This is a genomic window from Stenotrophomonas sp. SAU14A_NAIMI4_5, assembly GCF_003086795.1.
Taxonomy (GTDB): domain Bacteria; phylum Pseudomonadota; class Gammaproteobacteria; order Xanthomonadales; family Xanthomonadaceae; genus Stenotrophomonas.
Map to the genome: position 1 here is coordinate 1,486,313 of NZ_CP026003.1, position 19,824 is coordinate 1,506,136.

Sequence of the window (19,824 nt, forward strand, 5' to 3'; positions counted from 1 at the left end):
TGGCCTACACATTCCTGGCTCATTCCGCTGCGATAATGCCCGCCAGGGGCGACGCGCAGCGGGCGCGGGCGTAAGCAGAATCAGGATGTAGCGTGGTCGGCAGGCAGTGGCGTTACGGAACGGGGGCGGTGCTGGTCGTGTTGCTGATGGTGCTCGCCGCGCCATGGCTCGGCCATGCGCGAACGGTCGAAAACGGCCGCGATTACCTGCTGGTCGGCGCCGCCACCGATGAGCCCACCCCGCATCGCGCCTGCACGCCGGAGATGCTGTCCGGCGACCGCCAGCAGGTCACCGTCGAAGCGCCGCCCGAAGGCTGGTCCGGCGAGCCGCAGGCGCTGGATGTGTTCAACGTGTTCGCCGGCGAAGTACGCCTCAAGCATGGCGACCGCGAGATCTGCGGCAACATGCACGACGCGCGCACCCGCGATTCGCGCTTCCGCGCCGGCATCGGCATGGTCGCGGTTCCGCCGGCCGGCAGCCATGAGCCGTTCGTGGTGTCCTGGCAGCGGCCGTTGAAGGCGCGCTGGGTGCCGACCCTGCTGCTCGGTGCGCCCAGTCCCGTGCAGCAGAACGACACCGCTCGCCTGCTGGTGCGCGCGGCCTGCATCGCCGTGGCCATCGCCCTGGCGCTGTCGGCGCTGATGGCCTTCCTGACCACGCGTGACCGCACGTTCCTGTTCTATATCGCCGCCACCGTGGTGCTGGTGCTGTGGCAGTCCATCCTTGGCGGACTCAGTGGCTACCCCGAACCGTGGCTGCCGATCGGCGATCGCGGTCCCTGGTGGCTGCTGTCGCTGACGGCGGCGACCCTGGCATTGGTGCTGCCCGCGCTGTGGCGGCTCAACGGCGGTGACCGCGTGCTGCCGCGCTCGCGCCTGGCCCAGCAGCTGCTGCTGTGGGGCCTGATCGGCGTGGCCGTGCTGGTGCCCTGGCTGCAGCGGGAGAGCCTGGCGGTGGTGGCGCGGGTGCTGCAGGCCTGCTTCGTCGGCGGCTGCCTGCTGTCGCTGGCCATGGGCGTGTGGGCGCGCGTGCGCGGCGATGCCTGGGCCGTGGCCGGGCTGGCCTCGCTGTCGCCGATGCTGGTGCTGGTGGTGGCCGATGCGACCCGCGCGCAGTGGCTGTTCGAATACCGGGTGGAGGCGCTGCAGCTGGCCGTCACCTGGCTGCTGATGATGGCCGCCTACGCGCTCAACCAGCGCCTGGGCCGGCTGCGCCAGCAGCGCGACGAGATGCGCCAGCTGGCCGAGACCGACATGCTGACCGGCCTGCCCAACCGCCGCGCCGGCCTGCAGCAGCTGGACCAGCAGCTGCAGCGGGTGCAGCGCGAGGGCGGCACGCTGGTCATCGGCTTCCTCGACATCGACCTGTTCAAGGACATCAACGACCGCCACGGCCATGCGGTCGGCGACCAGGTGCTGGTGGCCGTGGCCCAGGCCCTGCGTGCGGCCGTGCGCCACCAGGACGAGGTGGTGCGCATGGGCGGGGAGGAGTTCCTGCTGCTGCTGCCGGGCATGCCGCGCGAGCTTGCCGCCACCCGCCTGGAGCAGCTGCGCCAGCGCATCACCGAACTGTGCCAGGACCTGCAGGTGCCGGGCCTGGAAGTGACCGCCAGCATCGGCCTGGCGCAGTGGCGACCGGGCGAGGACGACCTGGCCGCGCTGCTGCGGCGGGCCGACCATGCCATGTACGTGGCCAAGCGCAGCGGTCGCAACCGGGTCTTCGACGGCGAAACCGTCGATCCATTGCTGCCGGCGTGACCCGGGCGGGGCGGGGATGGCCGATAATGGGGCCATGACCACCCGACTCAACAAATACATCGCCGAAACCGGCTTCTGCTCCCGCCGCGAGGCCGATCGCCTGATCGCCGCCCGCCGGGTCACCGTCAACGGCCACCCTGGCGGTACCGGCGCCGTGGTCGGCGAAGGGGACACCGTGCTGGTCGACGGCCAGCCGCTGCAGGTGCGCGTGGCCCGCAAGCCCGGCGCCCGCCGCCACGTCTACATCGTGCTGAACAAGCCGGTGGGCGTGACCTGCACCACCGAAAGCTCGGTCAAGGGCAACATTGTCGACTTCGTCGGCCACGAGCAGCGCATCTTCCCGATCGGGCGCCTGGACAAGGATTCCGAGGGCCTGATCCTGATGACCAGCAACGGCGACATCGTCAACCAGATCCTGCGTGCCGAGAACGGCCACCAGAAGGAGTATCTGGTCGCGGTCAACAAGCCGGTCACCGATGAGTTCCTGCGCGGCATGGCCCGCGGCGTGCGTGTCCACGACCAGATGACCCTGCCGTGCCGCACCTCGCGCATCGCCAAGTTCGGTTTCCGCATCACCCTGGAGCAGGGCCTGAACCGGCAGATCCGCCTGATGGCCGCCGCGTTCGATTACCGCGTCACCCAGCTGCGCCGCGTGCGCATCGACAACATCAAGATCGGTGCGCTGAAGCCGGGCCAGTGGCGCAACCTGACCGAGCAGGAACTGCGCGGGCTGCTGCCCAAGCAGCAGGACTGGTAATGCCGGCGGCTGGCCGGCCGTTCCGGTGAACGGAATGCCGGCCCGCATCAGCTAGACTCGGCGGTGACCTGCCGGAACATGACGCTGCATGATCAAGCCCGACAAGCCTGCCAACGAAGCCCAGCGCCTGGAAGCGCTCTACCGCTACCGCATCCTCGATTCGGATCGCGAGAAGTCCTTCGATGACCTGGTGGTCATCGCCAAGGCCGTGTGTGGCACCAGCATGGCCGCGGTCACCCTGATCGATGTTGAACGGCAGTGGTTCAAGTCGATCAACGGAACCTCGGCGCTCGAGCTGCCGCGTGACGATTCGATGTGCGGGCACGCAATCCTGAAACCGCGAGAGGTCATGGTGGTGGAGGATGCGCAGCAGGACGTCCGTTTCCACGACAACCCCCTGGTCACCGGCGATCCGCATGTGCGCTTCTATGCCGGTGCGCCACTGATCAGCAGTGATGGTCAGCCATTGGGCACGTTGTGCGTGTTCGATCCTGAGCCCCAGTACCTGGATGCCAGCCAGGCCGAGGCACTGGCCGCGCTGTCGCGCCAGGTCATGCTGGTAATGGAGCTGCGCCGCTTCGCGCGGGATATCCAGAGCCACATGATGCAGCGCGACGATTACGAGCGCCTGCTGTCCGAGTACCACGACGTGCTGCTGGCGCAGAACGCCGACCTGACCGAACAGAGCCGCACCGACGCGCTGACCGGCCTGCCGAACCGGCGCGCGATGGCCGCCGCCCTGCAGGACGCGGTGAGCAGCGCCGATGGCCAGCCGCGGCAGACCTGCGTGGCCCTGGTCGACATCGACCACTTCAAGCACATCAATGATTTCCAGGGCCATGCCACCGGCGACCGGGTGCTGGCCGAGCTGGGCGTGCTGCTGCGTTCGCATTTCTCCGGCCGCGGCATGGCCGCGCGCTATGGCGGCGAGGAATTCGTGGCGCTGATGCCGGACGTGGACCTGCGCACCGCCGAACTGCAGTGCGAGTTCCTGCGCATGGCCGTGGCCGACCTGCCGCTGGGCTTCCCGGTGACGGTCAGCATCGGCGTGGCCCAATACCAGGCCGGCGAAACCACCGACCAGACCCTGGCCCGTGCCGACGCGGCGCTGTACCGGGCCAAGGGCAACGGCCGCAACCGGGTGGAACTGGCGCCTTAGAGCACCGCGTCATGACGTGGCCCGGACGATCCGCCCTGTGCGGATGACGGGCCCGTCGCAGCCCCTGCGATGCCCACGCCGCACCATGGAGTTCCCCCCTGCAAGGACGCCGCGCATGCTGCAGACCCTGGCCATCGCCCACTACCGTTCGCTGCACAACCTCGTGTTGCCGCTGCAGCAGTTGAACGTTGTCACCGGCGACAACGGCAGTGGCAAATCCAGCCTGTACCGTGCACTGCGCCTGCTGGCTGAGAATGCACAGGGAGGCGTGGCCGCGGCGCTTGCCCGCGAGGGCGGGCTGGGTTCGGCATTGTGGGCAGGACCGGAGAAAATCGATGCGCGCGTGCTGCGGGGTGAAATACCGTTGCAGGGTACCGCGCGCCAGGAGTCGGTCAGCCTGAAGCTTGGCTTTGCCACCGACGAATTCGGCTACGCCATCGACCTGGGCTACCCGCCGCCCAGCCTGTCCGCGTTCGCGTTGGACCCGCAGATCAAAAGCGAGGCGATCTGGGCCGGCCCGTTCCTGCGCAGTGCCTCCCAGTTGGTGGACCGGCGCGGTGTGCTGCTTCGCCGGCGGCGTGGGTCAGGGTGGGACATGGTTGACGATCGCCTGTCCGTGTTCGACAGCCTGTTCACCCAGGCCGGCGATCCGCAGCGCATGTCCGAGGCCATTGCGTTGCGCGAATACATCCGGCGCTGGCGCTTCTACGATCACTTCCGTAGCGACGCTGATGCACCCGCGCGGCAGCCTGCGATGGCCACGCGCACGCCGGTGCTGCACCATGATGGGCACGATCTTGCCGCCGCTTGGGTGACGATCCTTGAAATCGGCGATCCGCAGGCACTTGCATGCACCGTCGACGATGCGTTCCAAGGCGCGAGGGTGAGCTTCGAGCAAGGCGATGGGCGACTGGCCCTGCGCTTCCATCAACCCGGCCTGCTGCGGCCGCTGTCGATGGCAGAGCTGTCCGATGGCACGCTGCGCTTCCTGCTGCTGGCCGCTGCACTGCACACGCCGCGGCCACCGCCGCTGCTGGTGCTCAACGAGCCGGAAACCAGCCTGCATCCAGATCTGCTGCCAGCCTTGGCGCGATTGATCATCGCTGCCAGTGCGCGCAGCCAGGTCTGGGTGGTGTCGCATGCCAGCCGCCTGATCGCAGCACTGGAACAGGCGCCGGACTGCCACTCGCTGCACCTGCACAAGGAACAGGGCCGCACACTGTTGAGCGGCCAGGGGTTGTTGGATGCCCCCGCATGGCATTGGCCGCAGCGTTGAGGCGGCGCCTCACTCGGCGATGTTGCGCGCCTCGGCCGTGCCCAGGATCTCCGGGTGCTGCACCCGCTTGCGACGGTTCAACAGCGGGTGCAGGAACACCGCACCGACGATGATCGCCACGCCCAGGTAGAACCACGGCGTCACTTCATGCTGTTCGCGCAGCAGCACCACCGCCAGCAGCACGGCATAGACCGGCTCCAGGTTGGTCACCAGCTGCACGGTGTAGGCGCTGAGATGGCGCAGGGCGACCAGGGCCAGGGCGAACGGCAGCAGCGTGCAGACCCCCGCCAGCACCAGCAGCAGGATGCCGTCGTGCAGGTCGGGCACCACCCACAGCGGGCTGGCCAGTGCCGGCAGCAGGTACGGCAGTACCGGCGCCAGCAGGGTCAGGGTGAGGGTGCCGGCGCCCAGTTCCAGCGCGGTCACCGTCAGCGGGTCGGCATGGCTGACCATGCGCTTGTTGAGCGAGCCGAACACCGCCACCAGCAGCGCCGACAGCGCACCAACCAGCACCCCCAGGCGCATGCCATCGGGCACGCCGCCGACCACCAGGGCCACGCCCGGCAGCACCGCCAGGCCGAAGGCGAGTTCGCGTAGCTGGAACGGCCGCTTGGCCACCCAGGGTTCGATGATGGAGGTGAACACCGGCGCCAGCGCGATGCAGGTGGCGGCCACCGAGGCATTGGCCAGCTTCACCGCGCCATAGAAGGTCAGCCAGTGCAGGGCGACCAGCGCACCGATGCCGGCATAACCGGCCACCAGCCGCAGGGGCAGGGTGCGCAGCCCGCGCCAGACGCGCGGCAGCAGGGCCAGCATCGCCACCACCAGCAGCATGCGCCACCACACCAGCGGCAGGGCGGGCAGGGTGATCAGCTTGCCAAGGATGGCGGTGACACCCCACAACAGGACACAGAAATGGATCTGCCAGAGCGCTTTGCGGGTGTCGGGGGGCGTCATCCGTGTATTGTGCGGCAAGCACGGGGCGGCCGGCGATGGTGAGGGCCGCCTGCTGCATTCCGTCCACGGAGTCCCTGCCATGCCTGCCGACCGTTTGCTGCGGGGTTGGGCCGCGCTGACCGCGCTGGTCGCCGCCACCTCACTGCTGCTGCAGTACCTGTTGCTGGTCAACGGCCCCGGTGGCAGCGTGGGCATCGCCGCGGCGACGCTGCGGTTCTTCGGCTACTTCACCATCCTCAGCAACCTGGCCGTGTGCCTGGGCTGCCTGCGCCTGGCGTCGGGGCGAACGCTGCGTGCGACCCCGGCGGCGCTGCTGGCGCTGTGCATCGGCGTGACCGGCCTGGTCTATGCGGTGGCCCTGCAGGGGCTGTGGCAGCCCACCGGCCTGCAGTGGTGGGTCGACATGGGCCTGCACTACGCCGTGCCGCTGCTGTACCTGGGCGGCTGGCTGCTGCTGTTGCCGCATGGAAGCCTGCGCTGGCGCGCGCTGGGCAGGGTGCTGCTGGTGCCGCTGGCCTATCTGGGCTGGGCGATGCTGGTGGCTGCGCTGATCGGGCAGGCCCCGTATCCCTTCCTAGAATGGCAGCGGATCGGCCCTGCCGCGTTCGCGCTCAACGTGCTGCGCGTGGCCGGCGTGTTCGTGCTGGGCTGGACGCTGCTGTGGGCGCTGGATCGCTGGCGCCGTCGCTGAGCCGCTGCAGGGCCATCGCAGCGGCGGGATTGCGTGCCTTGCCCGCGCCGATGCACAGCAGGTAGACCTCGCGCGGCTGCGGCACCGCCGGTTCGGCGAGGCAGGGCAGGTCGTCCACGGGTTCGCCGCGTGACCAGCGCCGCGCACGTTCGGCCCAGCGTTGTTGCTGCGGACGCGGCAGGCCTTCGCGCAGGCGCGCCTGGCTGCGCTTGATCCGCGCGTAGATGAAGCCGGCGCTGACGTCGCCGTGCAGCGCGGCCTCGTCACTGTCCTCGATCACCAGGGCCACGCCATGACGGCGCGCGGCGGTGACAAGGTCGGAGCCATGCACCTGCGCGTTGCGCACTTCCAGCGCGTGCTGCAGCGGCACGCCCTGCAGCGTCTTCGGCAGCGCGGCCATCAGCGCTTCCAGTGCCACCGCATCGGCCGGGTGCTTCGGGTCAAACTGCCACAGCAGCGGACCCATCCGATCACCCAGCGCCAGCGCGGCCTGCAGGAACGGCGCAGCCGCGTCGACGGTGGAGGACAGGTCGCGGCGCTGCACGAGGTAGCGTGGCGCCTTCAACGAGAATCGGAAGCCGTCCGGCGTCTGTGCCGCCCATTGCGCGCACTGCGCTTCGGTGGGCGTGCGGTAGAACGTTCCGTTGATCTCGATGCAGCGCAGCGCGTGGCTGGCGTGCGCAAGCTCCTCGCGCTGCGGCAGGCCTACGGGGTAGAACATGCCACCGCGCCACTCGGGGAACACCCAGCCGCCGATCCCGCAGCGGATCGCGGCGGGCGTCACTGGCCGTGGTCCGCGCGCCAGGGATCGTAGCTGCCGAACCACCACAAATAGCCTTCGGGATCGGCGCAGGCGTAGCCCCGGCCGCCGTAGTCCTGGTCGGCGATGTCGATGACGATGCGCGCGCCGGCTGCCTTGGCCCGCGCGTAATGCGCGTCCGCATCGGCGACGATGACGCAGGCGCTCTGGGTCTGCCGGCCGCCGACTTCGTCGGGCATCACCGCCAGCTTCGACCACTCACCGCCGTTGCTGGCCGAGCCGAGCATGATCATGCCGCTGCCGAACACCAGTTGCGCGTGGAAGACCGCCTCCCCTTCGGCGTACACCGCCTGGGCATGGAAGCCGAACGCGCGCTGCAGCCAGTCGATGGCGGCCCGTGCGTCGCGGTAGCGCAGGCACGGAATGATGGTCGAACCGGTGCTGGATGGATCGCTGTGGACCATGACACCCCTCCTATGGCACAGGGCAGGATCGGCCGACGGCCGTTACCATCGCGCGAAACCCCGGTGACGGCCTGCACATGGTCGCAACCCCTGTTCGGAGATGGTGCTGGATGAACAACTGGATTGGAGGCGCCGTGCTGCTGGCCTGCGCGACGATGGCGAATGCGGCCGAGACCGCGCCGACCCCGGCGCAGCTGCAGGACCTGGATGCGACCATCGAGCGCGTGCGCGCGCAGTTCGACGTGCCCGGCGTGTCCGTGGCCGTGGTCAAGGATGGCAAGGTCGTGCTGGAGCGCGGCTGGGGCGTGCGTGAGCTGGGCAAGCCGGCGCCGGTACAGGCCGATACCCTGTTCGCCATCGCCTCCAACACCAAGGCCTTCACCGCCACCTCGCTGAACCTGCTGGCCGAGGACGGCAAGCTGAAGATGGACGACAAGGTGATCGATCACCTGCCGTCGTTCCGCATGTCCGATCCGTTCGTGACCGGGCAGATGACCCTGCGCGACCTGCTTTCGCACCGCAGTGGCCTCAGCCTGGGCGCAGGCGACCTGCTGTTCTGGCCGACCACCTCCTACAGCAATGCCGAGGTGGTGCAGCGGCTGGGCCAGGTGCCGCTGAAGGGCGGTTTCCGCGAGCGCTATGCCTACGACAATATCCTCTATGCGGTCGCCCAGCAGGTGATCGAGAAAGTGTCGGGCATGAGCTACCAGCAGTTCCTGCAGAACCGCATCTTCGACAAGGTGGGCATGGCCGGCACGCGCTACAACGCCGACCACCTGCAGGCCGGCGACAACGCAGCGGTCGGCCACGCCAAGTACGATTTCAAGGACCTGCGCACCGTTGCGCCGTTGACCTGGTCGAACAACGCCGGTGCCGGTGGCATCTATTCCAGCGCGCATGACATGGCGCGCTGGATGCAGGTGCAGCTGGCCGAGGGCGCGCTGGCCGATGGCACGCCGCTGTTCAGTGCCAAGACCCAGAAAGAGATGTGGCAGATGATCACGCCGCAGGCCATCGCCGCGCCGAGCGTGCCCGAGCTGGAGCCGGCGCGCGCCAACTTCGCCGGCTATGGCGAGGGCTGGAGCCTCAGCGACTACCGTGGGCAGAAGCTGGTCTGGCATACCGGCGGCTGGCCGGGCATGGTCTCGCGCCTGACCCTGGTGCCGGGGCAGAAGCTGGGCGTGGTGGTGCTGACCAACCAGGAATCGGGCGCGGCGTTCAATGCCATCACCCTGAGCGTGCTCGATGCCTACCTGGGCGGCGAGAAGCATGACTGGGTCGACGCCTACGCCAAGGGCGTGGCCAAGGGCCAGGACAAGGCCGATGAAGCCTGGGCCAAGCACCAGGCCGAGCGCGCCAAGGGCAGCACGCCGTCGCTGCCGCTGGCCGCCTATGCCGCCACCTACCGTGACCGCTGGTATGGCGACATGGTGGTGTCGGCCGAGGGCAAGGGCCTGCGCCTGCGCTTTGCCAAGACCGCGCAGCTGACCGGCCGCCTGGAGCACTGGCAGCACGACACCTTCATCGTGCGCTGGGATGACCGCTCGCTCAACGCCGATGCGTTCGTGAACTTCAGCCTGGACCCGGACGGCAAGGTGCGCGAAGTGCGCATGCAGTCGATCTCGGACCTGACCGATTTCAGCTTCGATTTCCAGGACCTGCTGTTCACCCCGGTCAAGCAGTAAGGGTAGTGCCGGCCGCTGGCCGGCATGACCAAGAACGTTGCCCGATCACCTGGTTGCCGGCCAGCGGCCGGCACTACCGCCCCCGGTGTACGGGGGCAGCGCCGCAGGCGCGGGGGTGAGGGTGTTGATGAGTGGGGCCCGCGGTTCGCGCAGCGAACGGTGGGAGCGTCAGCGCGAATGCGCGGACGCGTACCCGGCCAGCGGCCGGCACTACCGCCCCCGGTGTACGGGGGCAGCGCCGCAGGCGCGACCTGGGCGCGGCACACACACCGTCCATGGGATAATCCCCGCGCTGATCTGGCGAGGGAATGTGATGTTTCGTTGGTTTGAATCCCTGATTCCGGTGTTCCCGGCCGTGGACGGCCGCATGCCGCCGCAGAAGGTGCTGCCGTTCTACCTGCACTACCTGCGCCCGGTGTGGCCGGTGCTGCTGGCCACCCTCATCGCCGGCCTGCTGCTGGCGCTGGTGGAAGTGGCGATGTTCGATTACCTGGGTCGCATCGTCGACATGGTCGCCGAGCAGCCCGGTACCGGTTTCTTCCAGCGCCACGCCAACGAGCTGGGCTGGATGCTGTTCATCACGGTCATCGCGCGTCCGATCCTGGTCGGCCTGCACAACCTGCTGGTCAACCAGGCCATCGTGCCGGGCCTGAGCAACCGCTCGCGCTGGCTGATGCACAACTACGTGGTGCGGCAGAGCCTGAGTTTCTTCCAGAACGATTTCGCCGGCAGCGTCGCCAACCGGGTGATGCAGACCGGTACGTCGCTGCGCGAATCGGCCGTGCAGATGGTCGATTCGCTCTGGTACATCGTGGTCTACACCGGCACCGCGCTGTACCTGTTCGCGCAGGCCGACTGGCGCCTGATGGTGCCGCTGATCCTGTGGCTGCTGGCCTATGCGGTGATCCTGGCCTACTTCGTGCCGCGCGCGAAGGAACGCGCGTGGATCGCCTCGGAGGCGCGTTCCAAGGCGATGGGCCGCATCGTCGATGGCTACACCAACATCCCGACGCTGAAGCTGTTCGCCCATGGCGGCCGCGAGCAGGCCTACGTGGCCGAGTCGATCCAGGAACTGGCGGTCAAGCACCGCGCGCAGACCCGCATCACCACCGGCATGGACCTGACCATCGCCATCGTCAACGGCTTCCTGATCGCCGGCACCTGCGGCCTGGCGCTGTGGCTGTGGAACGGCGGGCACATCACCGTGGGCGCGATCACCCTGGCCACCGGCCTGGTCATCCGCATCCACAACATGTCCGGCTGGATCATGTGGACCATCAACGGCATCTTCGAGGACATCGGCACGGTGCAGGATGGCATCACCACCATCGCCCAGCCGCTGACCGTGCAGGACCGCGAGGATGCCGTGCCGCTGCAGGTGGCGCACGGCGGCGTGCACTTCCAGGACATCCACTTCCATTACGGCAAGAAGGGCGGGGTGATCGCCGGCCTGGACCTGGTGGTGAAGCCGGGCGAGAAGATCGGCCTGGTCGGTCCGTCCGGCGCCGGCAAGTCGACCCTGGTCAACATCCTGCTGCGCCTGTACGACCTGGAAAGCGGCCGCATCCTGATCGACGGGCAGGACATCGCCCACGTCACCCAGGAAAGCCTGCGCCAGCAGATCGGCGTGGTCACCCAGGACACCTCGCTGCTGCACCGTTCGATCCGCGACAACCTGCTGTATGGCCGCCCCGACGCCAGCGACGAGCAGCTGCGAGCGGCCGTGGCCAAGGCGCGTGCCGAGGCCTTCATCGACACGCTGGTGGACGGGCAGGGGCGTCGTGGCTATGACGCGCACGTCGGCGAGCGCGGCGTGAAGCTGTCCGGCGGCCAGCGCCAGCGCATCGCCATCGCCCGCGTGCTGCTGAAGGACGCACCGATCCTGGTGCTGGACGAAGCCACTTCGGCGCTGGATTCGGAAGTGGAAGCGGCGATCCAGGACAGCCTGGACGAGCTGATGGGCGGCAAGACGGTGATCGCCATCGCGCACCGCCTGTCGACCATCGCGCGCATGGACCGGCTGGTGGTGATGGACCAGGGCCGCATCGTCGAAACCGGTACGCATGGCGAGCTGATCGCCGCCGGTGGCCTGTACGCGCGCCTGTGGGCGCGGCAGACCGGTGGGTTCGTGGCGGCCGAGCAATAACCGTTTCGGGGTCAGAGCCCTCTCTGCGAGGGGGGCCGACCCCGGCCATGCATCCCTTGGGGTCGGATCCCTTTCCGCAGGAAAGGGCTCTGACCCCGGTGTGTTTCCGGAGACCCGCATGATCCACCCGCTACGCCCTTTGCTGCTCGCGCTTGCCCTGGTCAGTTCAACCGCGGCCGCCGCGCCAGCCCCCGTGCACGGCGACACGCTCGAGCAGGTGGTCCTGCTCAGCCGCCACAACCTGCGTGCGCCGCTGGTGTCCTCCGGTACGCTGGCCGAGGCCACGCCGCATGCGTGGACGCCGTGGGACGTTGCCGCTGGCGAGTTGACCACCAGGGGCGGCGTGCTGGAGGTCTACATGGGCCGCTACCTCGGCCAGTGGCTGCGCACGCAGCAACTGCTGCCGGCCACCGGCTGCCCGCAGGCCAGTGACTTCCACGCACTGGCCAACAGCCTGCAGCGCACCCAGGCCACGGCACAGTTCTTCATTGCCGGCGCCTTCCCCGGTTGCCACGTCGCGGTGGAACAGCGTCGGCCGCTGGGCACGATGGATCCGCTGTTCGACCCGGTGATCCACCGCGACGACGCCGGCTTCCAGCGCCGCGCCCTGCGTGCCATGCAGAAGGCCGAATCGCAGGCGCGCTTGGGGCCGGATCTGCAGGTGGTGGAGGATGTGGTGGAACACGCGGCCTCGCCGGGCTGTACGGGACGCAGCCACTGCACGCTGCGTGCGGGCGACAGCAAGTTCCGCGTGGAAGCGGGCAAGGAGCCGGGGGCGTCTGGTTCGCTGGCGCTGGCCAATGGCATGGTCGATGCGCTGCTGATGGAGGATTACCAGAACGCGACGGGTACTGCGGCCGGTTGGAGCAGGCTGCACGACGATGCGCAGTGGCAGGCGCTGGCGCGGGTGCGCAATGCTTACCAGGACATCCTGTTCGGCACGCCGGAGGTGGCGCGCGATGTGGCAGCGCCGCTGCTGTCGCACATCGGTGGCGTGTTCGCTGATCCGCAGTCGCCGAAGGTAAGCCTGCTGGTGGGCCACGATTCCAACATCGGCTCAGTGCTGGCGGCGCTGGGTGCCTCTGATTACACGCTGCCGGGCCAGCGGGAGAAGACGCCGATCGGCGGCCTGCTGCAGTTCGAACGTTGGCGTGGGCAAAACGGTGATGCGCGCTACCGGCTGGCGTACGTCTATCCGACGCGCGCACAGTTGCGTGACGCGGTTCCATTGAGTGATGCACAGCCGCCGGGGCGGGTGGAGCTGGCGCTGCCGGGATGCGGGGAGGACGGATGCAGTGACGAGCAGTTCGAGCGCCTGTTGCATCCAGCAGTGAAGTGAGTGCCATCCACGCATGGCGTGGATCTACTGGCAAAACGGGAACATCCATGCCACGCGTAGATCCACGCCATGCGTGGATGCGGTGCAGTAGATCCACGCCATGCGTGGATGCGGTGCAGTAGATCCACGCCATGCGTGGATGCGGTGCAGTAGATCCACGCCATGCGTGGACGAACCCATCCGCAGTGCGGACCAACGGTCCGCACCCACCATCGGGAGGCCGTAGATCCACGCCATGCGTGCATCGGGAGGCCGTAGATCCACGCCATGCGTGGATGAACCCATCCGCAGTGCGGACCAACGGTCCGCACCCACCATCGGGAGGCCGTAGATCCACGCCATGCGTGGATGAACCCCATCCAGGATCGCCGAACATAAAAAACGGCCCGGGTCTCCCCGGGCCGTTCCATTTCCATCTCACATCAATCCAATCACTCGATCGGCTGGTCCAGCATCAGCTGGCGTGCGAAGCGCACCGGCGGCGCGCCGTAGGACAGCATCTGGTCGTGGTACGCCTTCAGGTTGAACTTGTCGCCCAGCTTGTCCTGCATCGCCTTGCGGGTGTCGAAGTGTTCCTGCGCACCGACGAAGTAGGTCGGCAGCTGTGCCGAGGTCAGCTGCGCGCGCACCCACTTGCCCGAGGCTTCGCTTTCCTGCTGGAACGCGTCGTGGGTCATCAGGTGCATCGCCTTCTCGCGATCCCAGTTGTCCACGTGCACGCCCTGGTCGAGGATCGCGTTGGAGATCGTGCGCAGGTAGAACTTCAGCTGCACCAGGTGGAACAGCGGGTCGTTGTTGAGGTAACCCTGCTCCTGCATCATGCGCTCGGTGTAGACCGCCCAGCCTTCGGCAAACAGGCCCGAACGCAGCACCGCACGCAGGGTCGACGGGAACTTGGCCGAGTGCCAGCCTTCCAGGTAGTGGCCCGGGGTGCCTTCGTGGATGCTCAGCAGGTGGATCATGCGCGAGTTGTACTCACGCAGGAACGAGTCGACCTGCTTGTCATTCCAGTCGTCCGGAATCGGCGAGACGGCGTAGAAGGTCTTCAGGTTCTTGTCGAGCGGGCCCGGCGAATCGCAGTAGGCCACGGCCACGCCGCGCTGGAATTCCGGCATCAGGATGATGTCGACCGGCGCATCGGGCAGGGTCATCAGGTCGTGTTCGCGCACGAACGCGGTGGACTGCTCCAGCGCGGCCTTGGCATCGTCGACCACCTTGTCGCGCGCCGGCTTGTCGGCGTAGGCCAGTTCCAGCGCGGCTTCGATGGCCTTCTGCTGCTGCTCGTCGGTCGGCTGCGCCGGCATTTCCGGCGCGCCCGGCTTGTCCTTCAGCACGGTCTGCGCGATGCCGTACATATCCTCGCGCACGCGCTTGAGTTCGGCGCGCGCACGCTCACCGATCTCCTGGCGCGACAGCGAGGAGTTCAGCGCGAACTTCAGCTTCTGGTCGTACTTTTCAGCACCGATGCGGAAGTCACCCTTGGCGTTCGGCACCAGGGTCTTGTCCAGCCAGGTCTGCTGCTCGTCCACGGCCTTCTTCAGGCCGTCGATGGCGGCCTGCAGGCGCTGCTGGTCGGCCTGCGGCAGTTCGCCGATGTGCGGGGTGATGAAGGTATCGACGATGCTGAGGATGCCCTTGTTCTGCTTGGCCACCGTCTCGGCATGGATCTTCGGCACGCGTGCCGGGTCCAGGTTCTCGCGGGCCTGGGCGAAGATCGCCGGCAGCTTTTCCATGCGCGCGGTGGCCGACTTCAGGCGGTCGGGCAGCGGTGCGAATTCGCGCGCCATCAGGCCGTACAGGGCACTGCCGGCCAGGCCGTTGTAGACCTGCGGGTCCCACTTGCCGGACTGCAGCACTTCGCTGTTCCAGATTTCCGACTGCAGCTGGTTGCGCAGGATCGCCGCATCGACCTGGTTCTCGCGGCCGAGCTTGGCCACGTCGATCTTGTCCAGTTCGGCGAGCAGGCCCTTGTAGGCCGCCACGGTCTTCTGCTGGCCGGCCGCGCTCAGGTCGTCGATTTCGCTGTCGTAGCGGTGGTCGCCGATCTGCGTCGCGCTGACCGGGGACAGCTGCATCCAGGTGTCCAGCGCACGCTTGGACAGCTCGGCGAAGGCGGTGTCGACCGCCGCATCGCCGGCCTGCTGGCTGGCGGCCGGGGTGGAACCGTTGGTCGGGGCGTCGGCCGGCTGGCAACCGGCCAGGGCGGCGACCAGGGCAAGGGCAAGGAGATGCGGGCGCATCGGCGTTCCTGTACTGGGATCAATCCTCGAGCATAGGCCGCGCGGGGCGCTTTGTCCCCCTGCCATAGGATTACCATGGGCGCTGGCAGGAATCCCAGGCCCCGGAGGGCGACCCCATGCAGATTCACGGAAGAAGCAGTTTCAGCACGCGAGGCGGGCTGGCAGCCCTCGTTTTGGCAGCCGCGCTGGCGGGCTGCGCGGCGCAGGGCGACCACGCCGCCTCCGCTGGCGGCGCCGCGGCTGAGGCGGTGGCCTCACCGGACGGCGCATTCCTCGCTTACGAGCACGATGTACAGGTGCAGCTGGAAGCCACGCAGATCGCAGCGCGGATCCAGCAGGTCACGCAGGCCTGCCAGGGTGCGAAGTTCGGTGATTGCGCAGTACTGGAAGTCGACCAGCGCAGCGGCGAGCGCCCCAGTGGCGAGGTCAAGGTGCGCATCGCGCCGAAGGGCGTGGAGCCGCTGATCGGCCTGGCCGGTGAAGGCGGGCAGGTACAGGCGCGCAATACCCGCGCCGAGGATCTGGCCCAGCAGGTGGCCGACACCGCGCTGACCAAGGCCCGGCTGGAAAAGGAACACGCCCGCCTGCTGTCCTACCAGGACCGCAAGGATCTGAAGATCGAGGAACTGATGGCGATCACCACGCGCCTGTCGGAAATCGAAGCGGGCGTGGAGCAGGCCAACAAGGATGCCGCGCAGCAGCGCCGTCGCATCGATACCCAGCTGGTGACGCTGCACTTCGATACGACTTCGGGCCAGCGCAGCCGCAGCGAGATCGGTGAAGCGCTGAGCGAGTCGGGCAGCATCCTCAGCACCAGCATCGCGTTCCTGATCCGCGCGGCGGCGGCCTTGCTGCCGGTGGCCATCCTCGCCCTGCTGGCGGGCTGGGCGCTCCGCACATGGCTGCGCAGGCGCCGTCGCAAGGCGTGATCGAACGCAGGGGTTACGCCGGGCCATGCCCGGCGAATCTCAGTGCAGTGGTAGCGCCGGGCCATGCCCGGCGAAGCCCTCAGCCCTCGTCGGTCTCGTACTCGACGAACACATCCAGTTCCAACGCCAGCTCCTGCACCGCATCGCGCACCTTCTGCGCGGTGCTTTCGTTGCCGACTTCCACTTCCAGTTCGTGGATGCCCGGGCCGATGTCATCGGACAGCCCGGCCGAGCTGGAGTCGTCGTCATCCATGTGCGGCATCAGGTCGTCCGTTTCTTCGACATGTTCGATGCCGTCCAGGCCCAGCAGCAGATCGCTGATGGCGCGGGCGTCGTCTTCGGTTCCGGTGATGCGCAGTCGCAGCATTGCCATGGCAGGTACACGGTGTGGGGTTGCCTGCAGCCTAGCCAGCGGTGGGCAAAGACCGGGTGACGGTGCAGTCAGCCGGCCGTGGGTGGGCGCCCGAGCAGGCTGTCGGGCAGGGCCGGGATGGGCGTACGTTCGTCCTGCGCCTGGGTCAGCAGCCAATCGATGAACAGCCGCGCCGCCGGGCTGGGTGGCTGCGCTTCGGCATGCACCACGTAGTAGGCATAGCGCGCCTTCAGTGCCGGGCCAGGCAGGCGCACCACTTCATAGCGCTGCAGGTAGGGCTGGGCCACATGCGTGCGCGCCAGCACTGCGCCCATGCCGTACACCGCCGCGCGCATCGCATCGGTGCTGTCGGCGAACGTGTGCATCGGCGGCAAGGGCGAGGGCGGCCGCACGCCGGCATGGCGGAACCAGTCGCGCCAGCCCTGCGGCGAGAGATCGGTCAGCAGCGGCAGCTCGGCGATGCGCGCCGGATCCTGCAGCGCTTCCACGCCGGGCAGCGCCGGCGAGGCCACCGGGAACAGGCTGTCGTCCATCAGGTGCTGCGCATGCAGGCCGGGCCACTGGCCCAGGCCGTAGCGGATGCCTACCTCGGGGCCGTTCTCGTCGTAGCGGTCCAGGCCGCTGCCGGTGTGCAGTTCGATGCGGATGTGCGGGTGGGCCTAGGTGAAGCGCGGCAGGCGCGGCAGCAGCCAGCAGTAGGACAGCGAGCGCAGGGTGGCGATGCGCAGCGGCACGCTGTCCGCATCCGGCTGCAGGTGGTGGGCCACGGCGGCGACATCGGTGAAGGCGGCGCTGGCGGCGTCGGCCAGCTGCCGGCCCTCGGCGGTCAGGCGCACGCCGCGCGCGTGGCGCAGGAACAGGCGCACCTCCAGCACCTCCTCCAGGCGGCGCACGTGGTGGCTGACCGCGCTGGCGGTCAGGTGCAGCTCCAGCGCGGCCTGGGCGAAGTTCTGGTGGCGTGCGGCCACCGCGAACACGGCTAGCGCGGGGAGCAGGGAGGGGCGTAGCTGCATGTCGAGCCTCAAACCATATTTGTGGCTGGCAGCGATACTACGCGCTTGTGCAGCGGGCGTCTGCGGATGATCCTGTCAGCCCAGACACAGCGCAGGCGCAGGACGGAGGCAGGGCATGAACGCGGTACCGCAGGTGGCAGAACGCGATTGGCGCACCCCCTTGGAATTGACCCTGCTGGGCGCGATCTGGGGCTGCTCGTTCCTGTTCATGCGCGTGGCGGTGCCTTCGTTCGGCCCGTTCGCGCTGGTCGAAGTCCGTCTGGTGCTGGGCGCGCTGGTGCTGATGCCGTTCCTGTGGCGCGCGCGTGCGCAATTCCCGCCGCGCCGCTGGCTGTGGCTGGCCCCGATCGGCCTGATCAACTCGGCGCTGCCGTTCGTGCTGTTCGCCTATTCGGCCGAGCAGGCACCGGCGGCCATCGGCGCGATCTGCAATGCGATGACCGTGCTGTTTGCTGCGCTGATCGCCTTCCTGTTCTTCGGCGAGAAGATCGGCGTGCGCCGTGCCAGTGCCCTGCTGGTCGGCTTTGCCGGCGTGGTGGTGCTGGCCACGGCCAAGGTGTCGGGCCTGAGCATCGGCATGGCGGTGCTGGCCGGTGCTGCGGCCTCGTTGCTGTACGGGCTGGGCGTGAACCTGGTGAAGCGGCACATGACCGGCCTGCCGTCGGCCGCTGCCGCTGCGGCAACGCTGGGCTGCGCCTCGTTGTGGATGCTGCCGATGGCGGTGACCCACTGGCCGCAGGCGGCGATCCCGGGCAAGGCCTGGGGCGCAGCGATCGCGCTGGGCGTGGCCTGCACCGGCCTGGCGTTCTTGATGTTCTACCGCCTGATCGGCCGCATCGGCCCCTCGCGCGCGTCGACGGTGACCTATCTGATTCCGCTGTTCGGCGCGGCGTTCGCGTGGTTGTTTCTGGGCGAGCCGGTGACCCTGCAGATGCTGATTGCCGGCGGCCTGATCCTCGGCAGTGTGGCCGTCAGCCAGAAGGGCTGAGCGCGCCCACGCACGGGTGATGCCGGGCGCTGCCCGGTGGCGTCATCGATGCGTGCGCGCGCGGCTGTGGATCTTGATCTGGGTCCGCCTTGGAGCGAGCCGAGCACCGCAGGTCCGGCGAGGGCGAAGAGGCGCGGGTGTCTGAGCGCAGCGAGTTCCGCGCCGTCCCTCGACGGACCGAGGAGCGCAGGGAACCGGCGCGCAGCGCCGGCTCGCGGACGGCGGCGCGTTTCTTTTGGTTACTTTTCTTTGCGCGGGCAAAGAAAAGTGACGCCCATGAACGATGAATCGCCTTCAGCACGTGTCAACTGAGAAAAGTCGATGCGCTACCGCACCGGCACCGGAATATTGCACAGGTCGATATGCCCGGCCGGGCGCTTGTAGAAGTCATCCACGCGGTTGCGCCGCGCTTCCACCGTATCGGCGAAGGTCTTTGAATCGGTGCGCAGCACCTGGATCGGCGTGCGCTCGGCCGCCGGCACGTCGCTGGCGCGACGGATCGAGACGATCGGCGTGCGCAGCTTCGGGTCTTCGTAGAAGCCCATCGGCGCCGGCCCGCGTGGAATCGCGCTGAGCAGCTCCATGCCCTTCAGCACGCGGCCGACCACGGTGATGTTGCGGTCCAGCTGGCGCGGTGACTGCCCGGTCACCACGTACAGTTCGGCGCCGATGCTGCTGTCTTCCTCGTTGCTGCGGCCGGCACCAAGCATGCCGTAGCAGTGCGCCAGCCAGGCCTTCCCGGCCTGCGGGTCCTGGCCGACCGGGAAACCATCGACGAAGCCGGTCTGCGCGGCCCAGCCATCGCCGTCGGGCAGCACGTTCACCTTCAGGCCGGCGCTGGCGCGTTCGAATTCGGCCGGCAGCTTGCGCGCGGCACTGCCGAACGGTTTGGCCTTGGCCGCGTCATCAGCGTCGGCATCGCCGAACTGCACCACGAAGTTGTCCTGCGACCGGTAGATGCTGGTGCCGTCCCAGAAGTGCTCGTGGGCGAAGGTCTGGATGTTGGCCACATGGCGCGGCGCGAACTGCGGTGCCAGCTCGATGATCACCCGCCCGGCCGGCAGGTCCATGTACAGCAGGTTGGCCGGGTCCGGGGTGCGCCAGTCGCTGGCCGCCGACGCATCGAGGATCTGCTGCGGGCTGCGGTACGGCGTGGCGGCACTGGCCAGCGCGGGCAGCAGGCAGACGAGGGCGAAAGTGAGCAGCGTGGTACGAGGGGTCGGCATTGTGGTCACGTGCAGAATGGTGTCTGCCCATCATGCGCGAGCGGCGGGCGGGATGTCATGCGCC

At 68.4% G+C, this 19,824-nt stretch carries 16 protein-coding genes and 1 pseudogene; 10 read left to right on the forward strand and 7 right to left on the reverse strand.

From position 1 onward, the window contains the following. Window positions 1–92: 92 nt before the first annotated feature. The 4 genes from C1925_RS07070 to C1925_RS07085 all read left to right on the forward strand — a co-directional run bounded on the left by C1925_RS07070 (window position 93) and on the right by C1925_RS07085 (window position 4,949). A complete protein-coding gene (locus C1925_RS07070; RefSeq protein WP_108768275.1) occupies window positions 93–1,757 on the forward strand; it encodes a diguanylate cyclase in 1,665 nt (554 codons plus the stop codon). A 34-nt stretch (window positions 1,758–1,791) separates the two neighbouring features. Next, window positions 1,792–2,514 carry a pseudouridine synthase gene (locus C1925_RS07075; protein ID WP_079221222.1) on the forward strand — a complete coding sequence of 241 codons (723 nt, stop codon included), beginning with the start codon at window positions 1,792–1,794 and terminating at the stop codon, window positions 2,512–2,514. Window positions 2,515–2,602: 88 nt separating this feature from the next. Continuing rightward, window positions 2,603–3,673, forward strand: a complete 1,071-nt coding sequence (locus C1925_RS07080; protein ID WP_108768276.1) for a GGDEF domain-containing protein — start codon at window positions 2,603–2,605, stop codon at window positions 3,671–3,673. A 115-nt stretch (window positions 3,674–3,788) separates the two neighbouring features. Then, a complete protein-coding gene (locus tag C1925_RS07085; protein ID WP_108768277.1) occupies window positions 3,789–4,949 on the forward strand; it encodes an AAA family ATPase in 1,161 nt (386 codons plus the stop codon). 9 nt (window positions 4,950–4,958) lie between these two features. Here the strand turns inward: C1925_RS07085 and C1925_RS07090 are convergent, their stop codons facing one another. Beyond that, window positions 4,959–5,906: a DMT family transporter gene (locus C1925_RS07090; protein WP_108768278.1), complete on the reverse strand. Its 948-nt coding sequence runs from the start codon at window positions 5,904–5,906 to the stop codon at window positions 4,959–4,961. Between the two features lie 79 nt (window positions 5,907–5,985). Between C1925_RS07090 and C1925_RS07095 the strand changes: the two genes are divergently transcribed. Beyond that, on the forward strand, window positions 5,986–6,597 hold the full coding sequence (locus C1925_RS07095; protein ID WP_108768279.1) for a Pr6Pr family membrane protein: 612 nt from the start codon (window positions 5,986–5,988) through the stop codon (window positions 6,595–6,597). Here C1925_RS07095 and C1925_RS07100 read toward each other — a convergent pair. Continuing rightward, complete coding sequence (locus C1925_RS07100; protein ID WP_108768280.1) at window positions 6,518–7,381, reverse strand: DUF72 domain-containing protein; 864 nt, start codon at window positions 7,379–7,381, stop codon at window positions 6,518–6,520. The two genes, C1925_RS07095 and C1925_RS07100, sit on opposite strands and share 80 nt — an antisense overlap. Further along, window positions 7,378–7,821: a VOC family protein gene (locus C1925_RS07105; RefSeq protein WP_108768281.1), complete on the reverse strand. Its 444-nt coding sequence runs from the start codon at window positions 7,819–7,821 to the stop codon at window positions 7,378–7,380. Before C1925_RS07105 ends, C1925_RS07100 begins: the two co-directional genes overlap by 4 nt. Before the next feature lie 110 nt (window positions 7,822–7,931). Here C1925_RS07105 and C1925_RS07110 point away from each other — a divergent pair, with 110 nt between their 5' ends. From C1925_RS07110 to agp, 3 genes are all read left to right on the forward strand, one after another. Continuing rightward, window positions 7,932–9,506, forward strand: a complete 1,575-nt coding sequence (locus C1925_RS07110; RefSeq protein WP_108768282.1) for a serine hydrolase — start codon at window positions 7,932–7,934, stop codon at window positions 9,504–9,506. Window positions 9,507–9,819: 313 nt separating this feature from the next. Continuing rightward, window positions 9,820–11,652 carry a multidrug efflux ABC transporter SmrA gene (gene smrA, locus C1925_RS07115; protein WP_108768283.1) on the forward strand — a complete coding sequence of 611 codons (1,833 nt, stop codon included), beginning with the start codon at window positions 9,820–9,822 and terminating at the stop codon, window positions 11,650–11,652. Window positions 11,653–11,770: 118 nt separating this feature from the next. Further along, window positions 11,771–12,991, forward strand: a complete 1,221-nt coding sequence (agp, locus tag C1925_RS07120) for a bifunctional glucose-1-phosphatase/inositol phosphatase (RefSeq protein ID WP_108768284.1) — start codon at window positions 11,771–11,773, stop codon at window positions 12,989–12,991. 431 nt (window positions 12,992–13,422) lie between these two features. Here agp and C1925_RS07125 read toward each other — a convergent pair whose 3' ends face one another. Continuing rightward, the gene (locus C1925_RS07125) at window positions 13,423–15,231 is read right to left on the reverse strand and encodes a DUF885 domain-containing protein (RefSeq protein WP_108768285.1); all 1,809 of its coding nucleotides are present in this window, start codon (window positions 15,229–15,231) and stop codon (window positions 13,423–13,425) included. 116 nt (window positions 15,232–15,347) lie between these two features. Here C1925_RS07125 and C1925_RS07130 point away from each other — a divergent pair, with 116 nt between their 5' ends. Then, on the forward strand, window positions 15,348–16,160 hold the full coding sequence (locus tag C1925_RS07130) for a DUF4349 domain-containing protein (protein WP_174213495.1): 813 nt from the start codon (window positions 15,348–15,350) through the stop codon (window positions 16,158–16,160). A gap of 79 nt (window positions 16,161–16,239) precedes the next feature. Here C1925_RS07130 and C1925_RS07135 read toward each other — a convergent pair whose 3' ends face one another. Continuing rightward, a complete protein-coding gene (locus C1925_RS07135) occupies window positions 16,240–16,533 on the reverse strand; it encodes a hypothetical protein (protein WP_005415831.1) in 294 nt (97 codons plus the stop codon). A gap of 68 nt (window positions 16,534–16,601) precedes the next feature. Then, a pseudogene (locus tag C1925_RS07140) lies at window positions 16,602–17,546 on the reverse strand (LysR substrate-binding domain-containing protein). Window positions 17,547–17,661: 115 nt separating this feature from the next. On the opposite strand from C1925_RS07140, the gene C1925_RS07145 reads away from it, so the two are divergent. After that, window positions 17,662–18,534, forward strand: a complete 873-nt coding sequence (locus C1925_RS07145) for a DMT family transporter (RefSeq protein WP_108768286.1) — start codon at window positions 17,662–17,664, stop codon at window positions 18,532–18,534. Between the two features lie 326 nt (window positions 18,535–18,860). Here C1925_RS07145 and C1925_RS07150 read toward each other — a convergent pair whose 3' ends face one another. After that, a complete protein-coding gene (locus tag C1925_RS07150) occupies window positions 18,861–19,760 on the reverse strand; it encodes a peptidylprolyl isomerase (RefSeq protein ID WP_108768287.1) in 900 nt (299 codons plus the stop codon). Window positions 19,761–19,824: the final 64 nt, after the last annotated feature.